General features: G+C 46.4%; 19 protein-coding genes. 11 read left to right on the forward strand and 8 right to left on the reverse strand.

What is annotated here, in order from left to right; translation table 11 throughout:
• Positions 1 to 575, reverse strand: a 575-nt coding sequence (locus ABNS04_RS10960) for a hypothetical protein (protein WP_348671483.1), incomplete at its 3' end; no start/stop codon positions are given.
• Positions 576 to 656: 81 nt separating this feature from the next.
• Complete coding sequence (locus tag ABNS04_RS10965; protein ID WP_286681864.1) at positions 657 to 1,259, reverse strand: outer membrane beta-barrel protein; 603 nt, start codon at positions 1,257 to 1,259, stop codon at positions 657 to 659.
• A 219-nt stretch (positions 1,260 to 1,478) separates the two neighbouring features.
• Between ABNS04_RS10965 and ABNS04_RS10970 the strand changes: the two genes are divergently transcribed.
• From ABNS04_RS10970 to ABNS04_RS10980, 3 genes are all read left to right on the forward strand, one after another.
• A complete protein-coding gene (locus ABNS04_RS10970; protein WP_272977826.1) occupies positions 1,479 to 1,697 on the forward strand; it encodes a TIGR02450 family Trp-rich protein in 219 nt (72 codons plus the stop codon).
• Between the two features lie 171 nt (positions 1,698 to 1,868).
• Complete coding sequence (locus ABNS04_RS10975) at positions 1,869 to 2,378, forward strand: outer membrane beta-barrel protein (RefSeq protein WP_272977825.1); 510 nt, start codon at positions 1,869 to 1,871, stop codon at positions 2,376 to 2,378.
• Positions 2,379 to 2,455: 77 nt separating this feature from the next.
• Positions 2,456 to 3,043 carry a hypothetical protein gene (locus tag ABNS04_RS10980; RefSeq protein WP_272977824.1) on the forward strand — a complete coding sequence of 196 codons (588 nt, stop codon included), beginning with the start codon at positions 2,456 to 2,458 and terminating at the stop codon, positions 3,041 to 3,043.
• Positions 3,044 to 3,065: 22 nt separating this feature from the next.
• On the opposite strand, the gene ABNS04_RS10985 is transcribed toward ABNS04_RS10980, so the two are convergent.
• Both ABNS04_RS10985 and ABNS04_RS10990 read right to left on the reverse strand, forming a co-directional pair.
• On the reverse strand, positions 3,066 to 3,740 hold the full coding sequence (locus ABNS04_RS10985) for an FAD-binding oxidoreductase (protein WP_272977823.1): 675 nt from the start codon (positions 3,738 to 3,740) through the stop codon (positions 3,066 to 3,068).
• Between the two features lie 253 nt (positions 3,741 to 3,993).
• On the reverse strand, positions 3,994 to 4,905 hold the full coding sequence (locus ABNS04_RS10990) for a pirin family protein (protein ID WP_272977828.1): 912 nt from the start codon (positions 4,903 to 4,905) through the stop codon (positions 3,994 to 3,996).
• A gap of 98 nt (positions 4,906 to 5,003) precedes the next feature.
• On the opposite strand from ABNS04_RS10990, the gene ABNS04_RS10995 reads away from it, so the two are divergent.
• Positions 5,004 to 5,768 (forward strand): hypothetical protein, encoded by a 765-nt coding sequence (locus ABNS04_RS10995; RefSeq protein ID WP_272977822.1) that lies wholly within the window; start codon positions 5,004 to 5,006, stop codon positions 5,766 to 5,768.
• Between the two features lie 58 nt (positions 5,769 to 5,826).
• On the forward strand, positions 5,827 to 7,521 hold the full coding sequence (locus ABNS04_RS11000) for a class I SAM-dependent methyltransferase (protein ID WP_272977821.1): 1,695 nt from the start codon (positions 5,827 to 5,829) through the stop codon (positions 7,519 to 7,521).
• Between the two features lie 28 nt (positions 7,522 to 7,549).
• On the opposite strand, the gene ABNS04_RS11005 is transcribed toward ABNS04_RS11000, so the two are convergent.
• A complete protein-coding gene (locus tag ABNS04_RS11005; protein WP_272977820.1) occupies positions 7,550 to 7,954 on the reverse strand; it encodes a DUF805 domain-containing protein in 405 nt (134 codons plus the stop codon).
• Positions 7,955 to 8,117: 163 nt separating this feature from the next.
• Between ABNS04_RS11005 and ABNS04_RS11010 the strand changes: the two genes are divergently transcribed.
• The 6 genes from ABNS04_RS11010 to ABNS04_RS11035 all read left to right on the forward strand — a co-directional run bounded on the left by ABNS04_RS11010 (position 8,118) and on the right by ABNS04_RS11035 (position 11,584).
• Positions 8,118 to 8,774, forward strand: a complete 657-nt coding sequence (locus tag ABNS04_RS11010) for a Bax inhibitor-1 family protein (protein WP_272977819.1) — start codon at positions 8,118 to 8,120, stop codon at positions 8,772 to 8,774.
• Positions 8,775 to 8,784: 10 nt separating this feature from the next.
• Positions 8,785 to 9,417, forward strand: coding sequence for a cytochrome c oxidase assembly factor Coa1 family protein (locus ABNS04_RS11015; RefSeq protein WP_272977818.1), 633 nt, complete (start codon positions 8,785 to 8,787; stop codon positions 9,415 to 9,417).
• Positions 9,418 to 9,440: 23 nt separating this feature from the next.
• A complete protein-coding gene (locus tag ABNS04_RS11020; RefSeq protein WP_006955885.1) occupies positions 9,441 to 9,755 on the forward strand; it encodes a hypothetical protein in 315 nt (104 codons plus the stop codon).
• Positions 9,756 to 9,935: 180 nt separating this feature from the next.
• Entirely contained in the window at positions 9,936 to 10,310 is a 375-nt protein-coding gene (locus ABNS04_RS11025) for a BRCT domain-containing protein (RefSeq protein WP_006955884.1), read from the forward strand.
• Positions 10,303 to 10,800 carry a hypothetical protein gene (locus ABNS04_RS11030; RefSeq protein ID WP_006955883.1) on the forward strand — a complete coding sequence of 166 codons (498 nt, stop codon included), beginning with the start codon at positions 10,303 to 10,305 and terminating at the stop codon, positions 10,798 to 10,800. Before ABNS04_RS11025 ends, ABNS04_RS11030 begins: the two co-directional genes overlap by 8 nt.
• 379 nt (positions 10,801 to 11,179) lie before the next feature.
• A complete protein-coding gene (locus tag ABNS04_RS11035) occupies positions 11,180 to 11,584 on the forward strand; it encodes a hypothetical protein (RefSeq protein WP_272977817.1) in 405 nt (134 codons plus the stop codon).
• Positions 11,585 to 11,995: 411 nt separating this feature from the next.
• On the opposite strand, the gene ABNS04_RS11040 is transcribed toward ABNS04_RS11035, so the two are convergent.
• From ABNS04_RS11040 to ABNS04_RS11050, 3 genes are all read right to left on the reverse strand, one after another.
• Positions 11,996 to 13,558, reverse strand: coding sequence for an IS66 family transposase (locus tag ABNS04_RS11040; protein ID WP_272977816.1), 1,563 nt, complete (start codon positions 13,556 to 13,558; stop codon positions 11,996 to 11,998).
• Between the two features lie 114 nt (positions 13,559 to 13,672).
• Complete coding sequence (tnpB, locus tag ABNS04_RS11045) at positions 13,673 to 14,029, reverse strand: IS66 family insertion sequence element accessory protein TnpB (RefSeq protein ID WP_006954082.1); 357 nt, start codon at positions 14,027 to 14,029, stop codon at positions 13,673 to 13,675.
• Positions 14,026 to 14,325, reverse strand: coding sequence for a hypothetical protein (locus tag ABNS04_RS11050; protein ID WP_272977815.1), 300 nt, complete (start codon positions 14,323 to 14,325; stop codon positions 14,026 to 14,028). Before ABNS04_RS11050 ends, tnpB begins: the two co-directional genes overlap by 4 nt.
• Positions 14,326 to 14,408: the final 83 nt, after the last annotated feature.

Below are 14,408 nucleotides of genomic sequence, written 5' to 3' on the forward strand. Positions count from 1 at the left end.
TTTACAGCTTGGTATTGCGAATTGTCGTGGGCACATAGAGTATCATCTAATTGATTTGAATCGGCTATTTCGTTGGTCTCAGGTTCCGCTTTGCCGTCGATCCAATCGTTAAATTCCTTTGATGTCTCGAAGGTTCGACTTATGTTGTTGGCGATTTGTTCCGTGTGAGCTATCAGGCTGTCGGTATATTCATATCCGCTACGAATCGCATCATTGACAAATTGAGGGTGCTCATAGGGTGAGGTCTGTAGCTCCATAAGTTCGGGTCGTTCACCCTGATGGCTATGGCTTAGCTTAATGCCCCAGACTTTACCACTCGACTCGTTCAATACAGCGGCGTAGACCGGCGTACTATAGCAAACCCGAGTATCAGTCGAGTTATCTGAGCTACTGGGTTTAGAATGACACTCCACAGATGGTGGGACTTTCTCTTTGACCAAGTTTTCCGCTTCGCTATAGTTGCAGTCATCACAGCTATAAGCTTTAACATTTTTCTCGGGTTCAGTCTGTGCATAGCTGGTTGATACCATGATAAGCACGCCAAGCCCAACAGGTATAAGAGTATTTTTATTCATTATTCCCACCATCCATTCCCAAAACGCGTAGCTTGCGCCTTTGACGCAAGCAAAAACGCCATACCGTTTTTAGTTTGCTGGTTAAAATGTATATCGGAAAGACACGCTCACGGTATCGATGTCTAAATCAACATCGCTTGGGCGATAAGTTTCATACCCAATGCCAGCAGATAGATTTTTAGTAAAGTGATAGAACGCATTCGCTTGAGCACGGAATACGTCGGTATCATCAATATCAACATAATCAATCTTAGCGCCGACTTCTAATAAAGGAATTAGCATAGAACGCACACCGATACCAATGCCGTAACCTATATCATCGTCAGATACAGATAAAGCCGCAGCCGAGCCAGATATATCTAAGCGTTCAACAGAGATGGTCGTGTAGATGTCGGTGGTATCCGTTACACGTTTAAATGCGCCAGCGCCCGCCGATAAGAACTCTAAATCAGCATTCGCGCCATTAGCCTCTGCATCAATTGTTTTGTAATCCGTAAACACTATCCAGTTATCGGTAATAACAGCACTTCCACTTAATCCCAGCCCGTCGAATGACGGTTCACTCGCGCCGACATCAACCGTTGCATCTAGGTATGAAACCTCGATTTTATTCCATTGTGGTGATTGAGCCATAGCCGTACCCGATACGGTTAGCATAGCTAATGCCAAAAGCGATTTATTCATTAATTGTCTCCGTGTTTTTAGAAAGTCATCATGAGCGTGATTGACCTTATCAAGAGTGTAGCTTGCGCCTTTGGCACAAGTACAAAACCTATGTATCTTATTAGAGACGATACATATATTAAAGTGTTAACAAAAATAAAGCTTAGATGTGGTGTTAAATATTAATTTTTAGTCGGTCGCGCCTTTGGCGCAAGACAACTGAATTATCACGGAGCCAACATGAATCAGATTAATCCCGCCAAGCTTCACAATAGCAAATGGACCGCCGTAAAGCCGATAAATCGCGAGAAGCATTTTCTGGTATCAGAAGTGGAGTACGATGAGGAAGGCGCCGTCATTTCGTGCGTAATCGAGTCAGTGCTTTCAAAGAACGAATACTCAATTGATTGGCGTGAACTAAAAAACGAAGAAAAATGGGCTCAGGGCTGGAAGATGTAGGTTTTAAATCGTTTTTCTTGCGCCGAAGGCGCAAGCTACGGGCCAAAGGCGTGAGCTACCTTACTGACAAAAAATATATAAATATGTTATAAACAATCTAACAAAAATGAACTTTATTTAAATAAATGGTCAACTCTAGGCGTTTAGACAAAACGGAGTAGGAAAATAAAAATGAAAGCTTTAATTAAAACATTGGGTTGCTGTTTGCTGTTAACGGCCTCAATGAGTGCCAATGCGGACTGGTCTGTTTCAGGTGGTTTTACGAGTTTCCAAGATGATATTGACTCGTCAGAAAGCTTGAGCTTAGGCGCGTTGCATGGTGGATTAGGTTATACGTTTGAGCGTGGCAATTTTACCTTCATGCCAGAGCTGCGCGTTGGTTTTGGTATTGGCGATGATTCCGCTTATGGCGTGGACGTTGAAGTTGATAACTTTGTAATCGCAAGCTTGCGCGGTCAGTACAATATTAACGACTCGTTTGGCATTTTCGTACAGCCTTCATATGGTCGTCTAGAGGTTTCAGCCAGTGGTAGTGGTGCGTCGTTCAGTAATGATGACTGGGAAACAGGCATTGGTACCGGCGCTTCATACAAGTTAGGCAAGAACGCATCAATAGAAGCGATGTACGAACAATTTGATAGTGCAGATGTTTTCTCGTTCAGCTTCCGCTACACGTTCTAAAAATACAGTTCAGACATATCTGTTTGCAACTTGCGCCAAAGGCGCAAGCTACTAGGGCCATCAAGGGAGACGATAATATGCATAGCAAACTGAAACCATTGCTCATGAGCGCCTTATTAAGCGTATCGGTTATCGCTGCATCGGGCGTAACTGCTCAGCAGTACCTTAAGACAGAACACCTTTACCCAAAGACGATACCTGATCGGATAGTTAACGTTTCAGCTGGATATAAATCTGACTCGTTACCTTACGGTGTTTTCGAGTATATCGATACCTTTGGTAGCACCGAGGCTGAGATTGTGAATCGATTGGGGGAGCCTGAAGAGCGGTTTGAATGGCAAGAAGAGAATCGTCATGAAAGTGATGTAAAGAACACTGTTATTACGCTGGTTTACGACGGTCTTATCATTGAACTTGTAGAGGTAAAGCAAAAAACCTTTATCAAACGCCTGTTTATCGAGAGCTGCGAGATTAATTCACCATTCCAGAATTATCTGTGTAAACCCGTACCAGCGGTCATAAGTGAGTTGGGTCAACCGAGAGTCATTTTTGCCGACGAGCTCATTTACACGCTACAACATGGTGATGTCGGTTCAACCCCCATGCGGATGGGGGTAAAAAATGACAAGATTTCGTGGATTTATTTGAGGGGTTATATTGATTAGGGACTTGCGCCAAAGGCGCAAGCTACTTCTCAAACACCAAGCCATCGGGGTCGGCGCCTAGCTCTTTCAATGCGTTCATTATGCCGTCGTTGAAGGCATCGGGGCCGCACACGTAAAAGTGCTGGTTAAAATTGTTGATATGCTCGTTTAGAAAGGCTTTATCAATGTGCCCATCGATAAATAGGTGATTGCCGTTTGGTTTTTCGTGCGTGATGACATTGATGAATTGATCACCGAGTATTTGCTCGAATTCCTTTTTCAAAATAATGTCTTTTTCACGGCTATTCGAGAAGATGAGTCGGTTATTGCCAATTTCACCTTTGCGTGCCAAATCGCGAAAAATAGCGATAAATGGCGTGACACCTGCACCGCCTGCGATAAATGTGCCTTCGCCTTTGTATTCGATGGCACCCCAAGGGTCTTCGATAATCAGCGAATCGCCTTTTTGCAACTGACCAATTTGTTCTGTGACACCATCATGATCGGGATACACTTTAATCACAAACTCGAGCCACGGATCGCTATTGAGCGATGTGAAAGTAAACGGGCGTTTCTCATCGCGCCAACCTTCTTTATCAATCGCGACCTCGGTGGCTTGTCCTGGGGTGAAATTATAATCGTCCGGCTTTTCTAATCGAATCCGTCTCACGTTGTGAGTGACTTCGGTAACATCGTTTACTTTTAATGTATGGCTCATGGTTTACCTCAATCTTTTTACAAGTGTCTATTATTTGTACACGAGATAAACCATGAAAAAGATCAAAATTAATCAGCTGCCATGTCGAACACCTGAACCCTATCTAAGAACGGACCGGTGCGTCCCAAGGTGCCGCCAATCACATAACGCGAGTCACTCACGCCACCAATAATGAACAGCGCTTAAAATTACTAAACATCATTTATTCTCTTATACATAGGAGTATGTAATTTTAAGTTGTTCGCAGTGAGATTCAAGGTAAAGGCACAAAATCCTCGGCATCGCCGGGGATTTTTGGGAACGCCTGTTGCTGCCAACGTGCTTTGGCTGCTTCAATCAGTTCTTTGTTACTCGCTACAAAGTTCCAATACATATACCGTGTGCCAATTGCGTCGCCGCCGACGAGTACAAGGTGACTGTCAGCCAGCGTCGTGAGCGCGACACCCGTGGTATCACCAAATACACCCATGTGGTGTTCAGCGAGCTCAGCTTTATTAATCTGCACTGAGCCTTTAACAACGTAGACTGCAAGCTCTTGTGCTTTGGGTAAAGCGAAGGTTTCGCCCGCCGCTAAATTAACCTCGATATAGAGTGTGTTTGAGAATGTCTTGACCGGTGAGGTCTTGCCATAGGCTTCACCGATCAATATTTTCGCATTGCCGCCCGTGATATCTGCTGAGGGGAGTTCGGTTTTATCGTAGTGGTGAAAGCTGGGATCGCATTGTTCGTCGGCCTCGGGCAGCGCGAGCCATAGTTGCAACCCGTGCGCGCGGTGGGGCTGTTGTTTGACTTCCGGCGGTTGGCGCTCCGAATGCACGATGCCATGACCTGCTACCATCAAGTTGATGTCACCTGGCTTAACTGTGACATCGGTGCCGAGTGAATCCTTGTGCTGCAACTCGCCTTCAAACAAGTAAGTAACCGTTGCCAAACCAATATGTGGGTGAGGGCGCACGTCGATGCCTTCATCCTTGGCAAAGTCCGCAGGCCCCATGTGGTCAAAAAACACCCATGGTCCCACTGACTTCATGCCGCGCGACGGCAAAATACGCTTCACTTCAAACCCACCGATATCACGTCCCCGCGGATCGATAATGCGTTTTAACGCATCACACCCCGATATCGCTTTACAATCACTCTCTAAAGATCTGGCTAGGTTGCTCATCATGGCTCCAATGTTACGCGCGGTATTAAGTCAATTTGTTAAAACTAACCGATCTCTGTATAGTTCGCCAAAACAATAACTTAAAAGACATTCAAAATATGATTGCTATGCACATGACCCTCTCAGGTCGCCTTATTCCGCCGCTTGGTATGTTTGCTTTGTTAGGTATGGCTGTGGCCGTTGGCGTTGGTGCGACGCTCTACGCAGCCGACTGGGTTGTGTACCTCATGCATTGGGTTTCTGATTTTTTGTATAACGCTGAACTCATGTTTAGCAGTCTTTTGCACGCCGTTGGCCTAACGGACGATATCTCAAGTACCTATTATTCATTTGCCCGTGAAAAGAACGCCGGTGTATTTGCTGGGGGCCTGTACATAGCGACTGAGGTTTTATATCTAGTGGCGGTGGTTGTTGTCGCAACACGCGCAGCGGTCGAGCCACAATCTAAGTCTGTAAAAGCAAATCCCCCTAAAAAGTCGGTCTCGCTGTATTTATTGTTAAATATCGCGTACACCGTTGCCTTTTTCTACTGGATAATGTTCGACCTACAATACGCGCGGAACTATCAAGAGGCGTTGTTAGGGCCTCTACGTGAGCAGGCAAGTAGTCTGTCGAGCGTATTTATCGCGACCTGGAGTTGGAAACTCATCCTGTTTGTACCACTACAGTTGGCATTGATTGTCGGTGCTTGGCGCAATAGCCCCTGGTTTAAAACGCTTTTTGCCAGCTATTTGATATTTGATGTGGCGTATTACGGCTTGCTGACGGGTTTAACAACAAGTTCACATTCGGGTTTATTTGTCAGCATTGTCGCATTATTATTGTTTACGCCGTATTTGTTGACCGCCAAGCGCTCGTTCTAATCGCTTGGCGTTAACAGACATGGCTTCGCAATAAACAATAATAATAAGCGCAGAAACCATGTCCGAAAACATCGCATACTATTCCAAACATGCTGAGTCACTCGCTGACAATTATAATCGCGTACCGTTTGAGTCGGTTCATAAAGACTGGCTACATGCGTTGCCAGAGCAGGGCATGGTGCTTGATGTTGGGGCGGGTTCAGGGCGTGATGCGCGCTATTTGGCGGCACGCGGTTTAAATGTCGTTGCGGTAGAGCCTGCGCAGGAGCTCCGCGAAGTCGCGCAGCAATATACTGTCAATAGTGCCGTACGTTGGATAGCCGACAGCCTGCCCGATTTAAATAAAGTCTTTGCGCTGCACACCAAATTTGACCTGATCCTACTCAGTGCGGTGTGGATGCATATCCCATCATCGACCCGCGAGCGCAGTCTGCGCAAATTAAGTAGCTTATTAAAGCCCAATGGAAAGTTGGTGATTTCGTTACGTCACGGTGCCTGTCACGACGAGCGCACGATGTATCCTGTTTCGGCGGATGAGCTGGCGCAACTGGCAAGCCGTTACGGTCTAACGTTTCAATTACTGACTCCTGAACAACAAACCGATGAATTAGGCCGCGATGATGTGAGTTGGCAGACTGTCATGCTGACGCTGCCCGATGACGGCACGGGGGCGTTTCCGCTACTCCGCAATATTGTTGTAAATGACAATAAAACATCAACGTATAAAGTCGCGTTGCTTCGAAGCCTGCTTCGAATTGCCGAAGGTCATCCCGGCGCTGTGCTAGATCAAACAGACGACCACATCGCACTCCCCGTTGGATTGGTAGCGTTGTATTGGCTAAAACTGTATAAGCCCTTAGTCGATCATTACGGCATGCATCAAAGCACTAATAGCGGTAAAGGGCTCGGCTTTGTTAAACCCCACGGCTGGCAATTGCTCAGCGATCGTAGTGCAGGGGATTTTACGATTGGCGCTCAGTATAGCGATGAGGCTATTGTACAGCCCTTGTACCGCGCCTTAAAAGATATTGCTTCAACGATTAAAAACATGCCCGCCAAATACACCACCATCCCGGGCTCGGGTAATGCGGTTTTTGCAGTTGAGCTGAATCGCACGCAAAAGCCAAAGCGAAACCTTACCTTAGATTTACCGTTTTTAAGCGCGTTGGGTACTTTTTATGTGCCCAAGCACATTTGGGATTCATTAACGCGTTTCAGCGTTTGGATTGAACCTGCGCTGGTGAATGAATGGGCGGCGCTTATGGCAAGTTATGCGCCGAATAAGCAAAAGGCATTTAACCGAAGCGATTATTTAGTAGCGCTCGACTGGAAAGACGACACACGAACCACAACACGGGTGCGTCAACGCATCAACACATTGCTAGCAGAGGATAAGGTGCATTGTTGTTGGACCGGTAAACCGATTAAGCCTAATCGCTATGCTGTTGATCATGCGTTTCCCTTTGCCCGATGGCCCAATAATGACCTTTGGAACCTGTTGCCCAGCCAAGCCCAGGTCAATTTAGAGAAACTAGATAGACTACCCAGTCGCGAACGATTGAGCACCGCACGAGAATTGATTCTGACGTGGTGGCAGCAGGGCTGGCAGATAAATAAAAGTGAATTTTTTACCCAAGCCAACCTGGCACTCCCCAATTTAAGCCACCACAACCAAAGCTTTGATGATGTATTTGAAGCGTTGGCGCTACAGCGGGATAGAATTAAAGATATCCAGCAATTAGCGGAGTGGTGACTCAAGCAAGTGATACTGCTGAGCAGCATTATTTGCGAGGTGGTCCGTATTTGGAGCCTTCTTCTCTGCTGTCTAACACAAAGAAAACCAATAAGACGATTGCGCCAATAAACGGAATAAAACCAATAAGCAGCCACCAACCCGTTCTGCCGATGTCGTGCAAACGGCGAACGCCAAGCGCTATTGAGGGTATTAATACAAATAAGCCATACAATGCACCCAATAAACCAACTTGCGCCTCCGCATTATAAGTGCCCAGCAAGCCATCGATTATCCCTAGGAAAAAGCCAATCACAAAGTTAAATAAAATGAACATCCAATATTCACGGCGGCGTGCTCGGCCCGTAAATTTAGCGTAATTCTTTAGGGCGTACGTATAGCATCCAAATCCCGAAGGCACGTATTGATCTGTTTGTTCGCTTTCGCCTGTCATAAATTACCCTTAGTTCTGTTATTATTTATCGGTTAATATGTATAGTGACATGTAAAAATTTATGATTCAACGCATCGTTATAAACCCCTACATAGGCGCCGAAGCATGGAACTTACCGACAAACGCGGTTGCTCGATTTTCCCGGTGAATTAAAGGAAGCAAAATGGAAAGTGATGTATTTGATAGAAAAAGCACGACCTGTCCTATTATCAGTGACGCTAGATACCATTTAATTATTGGTTTGACGTTGTGTTGGGGCTTCATCATAAACTGGTGGATAGTGACCCATATCGAAACAGAATCGATTTCTAATATTAACCCGTGGCTGTTTTTTCTAGGTTACTTTGCGTCGTGCTTTTATGGCGTTTACTTGTTTAACAAATCAAGCAAGCCATGGGTGAGCTTTATTGGCTATAACTTTGTGGTTGTTCCCTTTGGCTTAATCGTTAACCTTGTTGTGAGTCAATATGATCCCGACGTCGTGGCTGAAGCCATCCGAGTAACGGGTATGGTCACAATAGGCATGATGTGCTTGGGCGCGTTGTTTCCTGCCTTCTTCAAAAAGATTTCCGGTGCACTCACCGTAGCGCTCTTGCTTGTGATTGTAGTAGAGCTTATCGAAGTGTTTATATTTGGCGTGCACCACGAAGTACTTGACTGGATCGTGGCACTGATATTCTGCGGCTACATAGGCTATGACTGGGGCAGGGCGTGCCAGATACCTAAAACCGTTGATAACGCGATTGATAGCGCAGCGGCGCTTTATATGGATATTATTAATTTATTCCTGCGTATTTTAAGAATTTTGGGACGGGATTAGGCGTATCAATATGAGTGATAAAAAAAGCAGTAACGGTCAAAAGATATCCTCTCAAGTGAACAACTCACAATTGCCTGTAGAAATACGAGGATGGAATTGGGGGGCATTTCTTCTCAATTGGATTTGGGGAATCGGAAATGACACTTATAGAGCGTTTTGGGTTTTTGTGCCAGGCGTTAATATAGTGATGCTCATAGCACTTGGTCTAAAAGGTAATGAATGGGCATGGCGCCACGGAGAATGGCAAAGTGCTGAACACTTTAAGCAAGTCCAACGAAAATGGAGGAATGCCGGTTTCATTTTCACTGGAATAATAGTTGTATTCTGTGTTATTAGTGTATTCGGAATCAACGCTTTATTTAAAAATTCCGATGCCTACAAAGTGTCGTTTGCTCAAGTAAGCGATTCCAAAGAAGTTCAAAGTCGCATAGGCAGCCCATTAGACAGTGGTTTTATTACCGGCAGTATAACGACAAGCGGTCCGGATGGAACCGCGAGTTTGGCATACCCTGTTGAGGGTCCTAAAGGCGAGGCCAAGGTTGCTCTTTACGCATCTAAAAAGCTCAATAAATGGACTTTAGAATGTTTAGTTGTGAATTATAAGAGCGTCGAGGAACAGACAATCATTGTTCCTTGCGATTAAATCGTTTTCACTCAGGAAAATTAATGAAAAAGCTTCTCTCTAGAACAATAAAAATAGGTATCGTTTTAAATCTGCCGCCGCTATTTTTAAAACTCATGCTGTTAGCTAAACTCGATATTTTCCCCTTTATTTTTTCGGCATTGCTATGGGCAAATATTCCACTTCAGTACCTAGGCATTGGCTCGTTATTTGACTCAAGTCAGCTCACTTGGGGAGAGTTTGGTGTCAGCCAAGCATCGCCGATTGTTTGGTCGGTTATTGTATTGTTCTGGCTAATCGTAGCGGCGCTTATTAGCTATGTCAGTTTGCTAGGGAGAGTAAGACTTGAACGGAATTAATAGGCTATTTTTTAGAGCTGGTTAATTATTGGGGGCTGCTTTGAGCGAGTAGCAGAAGTTCAGTTCGGTTCATAGAGTAATGAACTCAGTTCGTTGCGATAGACAAATGTGTCAACTAATATCAGGCTTTACGAGACCTCCTCATGGAAAGCCAAGCGTTAAATTCTGGAAGGGGAAAGTATGGCTAGCGAAAAACCAACGATGATATTGATGTCAAAATCGGATCTAAGCTTTGATGACATTGGCGGTCTCACTGATGCAGAGGCTTGGAGGCTAATTTATTCAATCCGCAGCAATAAAGCTAAAGATAACAGACTTCAGGTTTGCTTTACCGGCTTCGGTATCTCCGATAAAGATTACCTGAGCAACTTGGCACACGATAACCGCTTTAAGGTAGTCGCATCAGTAACGAAAAAACTCGATTACCTTGTAGGCGGTGCTAATGCCGGCCCAAAGAAAATTGAAAAGGCTGAGGCGCAAGGAGCACAGTGTTTAAACCAACAAGAATTTATAAGATTGGTTGAAACAGGCGAGGTTCCAAGTTCAAATGAATAAGCCGCACCAGCGTGTTGGATCGGTTTCAAACACTCAAGTAGGAAAACACTTCGAATCTGTCGCGCTTAAGGTATTCGCTTCAAAAGGTATTGAGCTTCAGGGTGAACTGAAACTCCCAGTAGGTGTTGGGGACAACAAAAAATTGCATGCTTTCGATCTTGGCTGTGACAAGCAAAAGATTATCGTCGAATGTAAGTGCCACAAGTGGACTGCTCCGAACGATAATGTTCCAAGCGCGAAGCTCACGGTGTGGAATGAAGCGATGTACTACTTCTTGGTAGCGCCCAAAGGATACCGAAAGATTCTTCTTGTCCTCAGAGACATGAGTGAGAAACGACGAGAGACCTTAGCAGAATACTATGTTCGAACTTATGGGCACTTGATACCAGAGGACGTCGAAATATGGGAGGTCGACGAGGATGGACAAAAACTAGTCCACCAATCATTTAACAAAGCAATGCACACGACGAGCGCGCGAACGCTACGGTAAAGTTCTCTAATAGCACCAAACAACCAGTTTGCTAGTCATTCAAACCCTGAGAACTACACTTTTATATGTTTCAGGGTATGCGCTTATTGGATGCGAATCAGACACAGCAAATTTATCTATGCAATATTGCGAATTTTGTTATTGTTTTGTGTATTTAAGTCGTTTACTGTCAAAGACATAAAGAAAAATGAAAGTTGGATATTGTGCGCCCGTCAGACTCTAATTGAGCATGCTCAAATTACTTTCGCTTATTCAGACTGTTTCAAAGTCGGAATCTTGGTTAGATCAATAAGTTAAAAGTCGGCACTTATCAATTGAACGAATTACAAAGTGCGCACGCACAATATACAAATGTTAGCACTCGTTGAGAGATTGAAGCATGAATAAAGTATACCTAGCTCTTCTAGCTTTAATGATTCCATTGCTTTCGTGGGCTCATCCTGATTGGAAGCACGAGTTTAATCTCTCTGAGCCAACTACTCTCACTGGAAATGTGAGGGCATTTGTAGCTGATTCCGCAAACGTTGACTTCGCCGGCGGAGGCGGAGAAAGTTGGAATGGAATTCAAGTGCGAATCGCTCTACCGGCCGAATACGACGGTAAGTGGGTAACTCTGCTATATAAGGGTGAACCCAAGCTAAAGTCGGGAGAAACTCTCAAGCTAGGAGACTATGTCCAGTTTAGAATATCTGAAACAGAATGGGTTCATTTAAGTGAAGTTAAAGAATTTCGCACCTTAACTGTAAGTCAGGCTAATGAGCTCTTCGAGGCCGAATATGAGTAAAGTGCTAACAAAAATCTGGTGCGGAAAACCTACGCGTTGCTTCGGTTTCCGCAAAGCTTGGCGTTAGCAACTTATAAATGCCGTAAAGGCGAGGCGTTAACGTCTGCTCTTGGCACAAAGCTGAGGTCTCCAATGAGCGATGAGCCGACGTTGGGTTTGCTCTGACCTGCCGCATACTAAGTAATAGCTCTAGCCTCTGTGTTTTCAGCAGGAAAATGCGACTACTAATATTCGGCTTTACCAGATAGTAGCGATCTTTTTTCACCGCTATTTCACCGTAAGCGTCACATAAACCACACAACCGGCCAAGATAATTGTCGCTGAGATGATTTCGGTGCCACCCGAACACGCATTTCGGTTTAATCCGATCACCGATTTCGGTCTATCCGAACAGTCTGTAGTGGGTCAGTTTTATTGACCGTTTTTGTCGGCGTTGATGTGCCAGGGCAGCAGTTGGTCGAGGTCATCACCGTCGTTGAGTAGCGGCAGTTGCTCGAACAACATCATGAGATAGTCGACCGGCATCAGGCCGTTGGCCTTGGCGGTTTCGACCATGCTGTACAGGATAGCGCTGGCCTGCGCGCCGCCTCGTGAGTTTGAGAACAGCCAGGCTTTGCGACCGATAACGAACGGTTTTATTGCGCGCTCGGCACGGTTGTTATCGATATTAACGTGGCCGTCATGCAGGTAAACCTGCAGTTTGTCCCATTGTTTAAGCGTGTAATGGATGGCTTTGCCGAGCAGTGACTGCGGGTTGACCTGCAGCGCCGACTTATCCAACCAGGTTTTTAGCTTGTCCATCACAGGTTGTGCTAAGGCGGTGCGTTTTTCCTGCTTTTGCACCGGGCAGGCGTCTTTGATTTTCTGCTCAACGCCGTACAGTTTCTGGATAAAGCTCAGCGCCTGGTCGGCTTTGCCGCTTTTGCCTTTACCTTGTACGGTTTTGGCTTCAATAAACTTACGACGGGCATGCGCCCAGCAACCGGCCAGCCGGGCGCCGGTTTGCTCATAGCCCTGATAGCCGTCCACCTGCAGTGGACCGCAATAGTCAGCTAAAAACGCAGCGGGGTGGGCGCCACCGCGCCCGTCCTGGTAATCATACAGCACGATATTCGGTGATTTATCCGGCCTCGGCTTATCGGTGCCACAGCCGTAAACCCACATGTAGCATTTGGATTTATCCACATCGAGCACGTTTAAGGTCGTCTCGTCAGCCCAGAGAGCCGGTTGTTTTAGCAGGATGTCGTGCATGCGCTGATAAAGCGGCCGCAGTTTGTCGCTGACGGTCAACATCCAGCGACTCATGGTCTGGCGACTCAGCTCGATGCCGTATTGTTTGAACATCGCTTCCTGACGATACAGCGGCAACCCGAACTGGAACTTGGCGCTGATGATTTGTGCCAGCAAGCTCGGCGTTGCGATGCTCTTGGGCAGTAGGCTCGGTTTAACCGGTGCGATTTTGACAGCGGTTTGTGTGCCGTGCTTTTCGCAGGCGCGGCAGCTGTATTTCGGGCGTACATGGCGCACCACCCGGCTGGTGGCCGGGATAAATTCCAGCTCTTCGCTGGTTTCCTCGCCCATACGGTGCAAGTCATGGCCACAACAGTCACAGACTTTGTCTTCGTCTGCGATATCGTGCAGCACCTCTTCGCGCGGCAATGATTCATCAATACGCGGGCGACGCGGTTTTTTACGAGTGTAGGTAACGGTTTGCTCTGCGGCTACTTCTTCCGCTGTCGGCTCAAGGGCGTCTTCAAGCTCGTTAAACAATTCACCCTGACCGGGCAGCCCTTCGCTGCTGGCACCGAAGCGTTTTTGCACCAACAGTTGCCACTGCTCTCTCAGGTAATCGAGTTGATGTTGCAAACGCGACTTCTCAGCCTGCTCTGTTTGCAGCTGAGATTGCATGTCGAGAACCATCTTTTTCAGGCTCTCAACATCATCCGGGAGTGTGTTTGCATCGCTCGTTTTCATGGGGGCTATTATACCCCAAAAATACCGTCGAAGCCGTTGTTTTAGCGGGTTTACTTAGACCAATTCGTGATCGTAAAACGGTTTTTATGCAGGATCTTTATAAGCCGTTTTCGATCAGATGGTGGCACTAAAATGCAATGGCTGATGGCCTTTCATCAGGGTAATATCGAGGCCCTCGAGCAACCACTGCCATTGCTGTGCGCTTAAATTAAGGACATCGCCTTTTACCTTGCGCGGCCATTTAAACTTATTCTTTTCCAACCGCTTATACCAAAGACAAAAACCGGTTTTGTCCCAGTAAAGCGCCCGGACTTTATCGCGCCGGCGGTTGCAGAACACAAACACGGCACCGCTGAACGGCGAGCGGTCCATCTCGGCTTCGACAATAGCGCTGAGGCCATTGATGCTCTTGCGAAAATCGACCGGCTGCTTATACAAATAAATCGCCGGCGGCTCGACGAACATCTTCATACGCTGAGGGCTTTGACCAGCTCAGCCACCCAGCGGGGCGATACCGACATCGGCAATACTAACTGCGCATCGCCGACGCGAACCTGCATGGCCGCTGTGGATGCCGGCGACGACTCAGTCGCCACCCTTGCAAAACCGGTACTCTCGGTTTCTTGCTGCAACTGACGGCGACGCTGACTAAAATAGTCCGGATTAATACCCCGGGACTCACAAAATGCCTTGCGGCTTAGACCGCTTTGCTCGAACTCATTAAATAGCGCCTGCCACTGCGCTTTAGAGCGGTATGCTCGACTCATAAATCACCTCGTTGGTTAGAACGTGGCGATAAATTAGGCTATCTGCAAATTGGTGACTAGGCGTGGTTTGTGCGACGCTTACA

The sequence above is a fragment of the uncultured Idiomarina sp. genome (assembly GCF_964010655.1).
Lineage (GTDB): Bacteria > Pseudomonadota > Gammaproteobacteria > Enterobacterales > Alteromonadaceae > Idiomarina > Idiomarina baltica.

Bases quoted from the DNA above. Each gene is read 5' to 3' on its own strand.
- ABNS04_RS10965 (WP_286681864.1), bottom strand. From the start codon at position 1,259: ATGAATAAATCGCTTTTGGCATTAGCTATGCTAACCGTATCGGGTACG.
- ABNS04_RS10970 (WP_272977826.1), top strand. From the start codon at position 1,479: ATGAATCAGATTAATCCCGCCAAGCTTCACAATAGCAAATGGACCGCC.
- ABNS04_RS10975 (WP_272977825.1), top strand. From the start codon at position 1,869: ATGAAAGCTTTAATTAAAACATTGGGTTGCTGTTTGCTGTTAACGGCC.
- ABNS04_RS10980 (WP_272977824.1), top strand. From the start codon at position 2,456: ATGCATAGCAAACTGAAACCATTGCTCATGAGCGCCTTATTAAGCGTA.
- ABNS04_RS10985 (WP_272977823.1), bottom strand. From the start codon at position 3,740: ATGAGCCATACATTAAAAGTAAACGATGTTACCGAAGTCACTCACAAC.
- ABNS04_RS10990 (WP_272977828.1), bottom strand. From the start codon at position 4,905: ATGAGCAACCTAGCCAGATCTTTAGAGAGTGATTGTAAAGCGATATCG.
- ABNS04_RS10995 (WP_272977822.1), top strand. From the start codon at position 5,004: ATGATTGCTATGCACATGACCCTCTCAGGTCGCCTTATTCCGCCGCTT.
- ABNS04_RS11000 (WP_272977821.1), top strand. From the start codon at position 5,827: ATGTCCGAAAACATCGCATACTATTCCAAACATGCTGAGTCACTCGCT.
- ABNS04_RS11005 (WP_272977820.1), bottom strand. From the start codon at position 7,954: ATGACAGGCGAAAGCGAACAAACAGATCAATACGTGCCTTCGGGATTT.
- ABNS04_RS11010 (WP_272977819.1), top strand. From the start codon at position 8,118: ATGGAAAGTGATGTATTTGATAGAAAAAGCACGACCTGTCCTATTATC.
- ABNS04_RS11015 (WP_272977818.1), top strand. From the start codon at position 8,785: ATGAGTGATAAAAAAAGCAGTAACGGTCAAAAGATATCCTCTCAAGTG.
- ABNS04_RS11020 (WP_006955885.1), top strand. From the start codon at position 9,441: ATGAAAAAGCTTCTCTCTAGAACAATAAAAATAGGTATCGTTTTAAAT.
- ABNS04_RS11025 (WP_006955884.1), top strand. From the start codon at position 9,936: ATGGCTAGCGAAAAACCAACGATGATATTGATGTCAAAATCGGATCTA.
- ABNS04_RS11030 (WP_006955883.1), top strand. From the start codon at position 10,303: ATGAATAAGCCGCACCAGCGTGTTGGATCGGTTTCAAACACTCAAGTA.
- ABNS04_RS11035 (WP_272977817.1), top strand. From the start codon at position 11,180: ATGAATAAAGTATACCTAGCTCTTCTAGCTTTAATGATTCCATTGCTT.
- ABNS04_RS11040 (WP_272977816.1), bottom strand. From the start codon at position 13,558: ATGAAAACGAGCGATGCAAACACACTCCCGGATGATGTTGAGAGCCTG.
- tnpB (WP_006954082.1), bottom strand. From the start codon at position 14,029: ATGAAGATGTTCGTCGAGCCGCCGGCGATTTATTTGTATAAGCAGCCG.
- ABNS04_RS11050 (WP_272977815.1), bottom strand. From the start codon at position 14,325: ATGAGTCGAGCATACCGCTCTAAAGCGCAGTGGCAGGCGCTATTTAAT.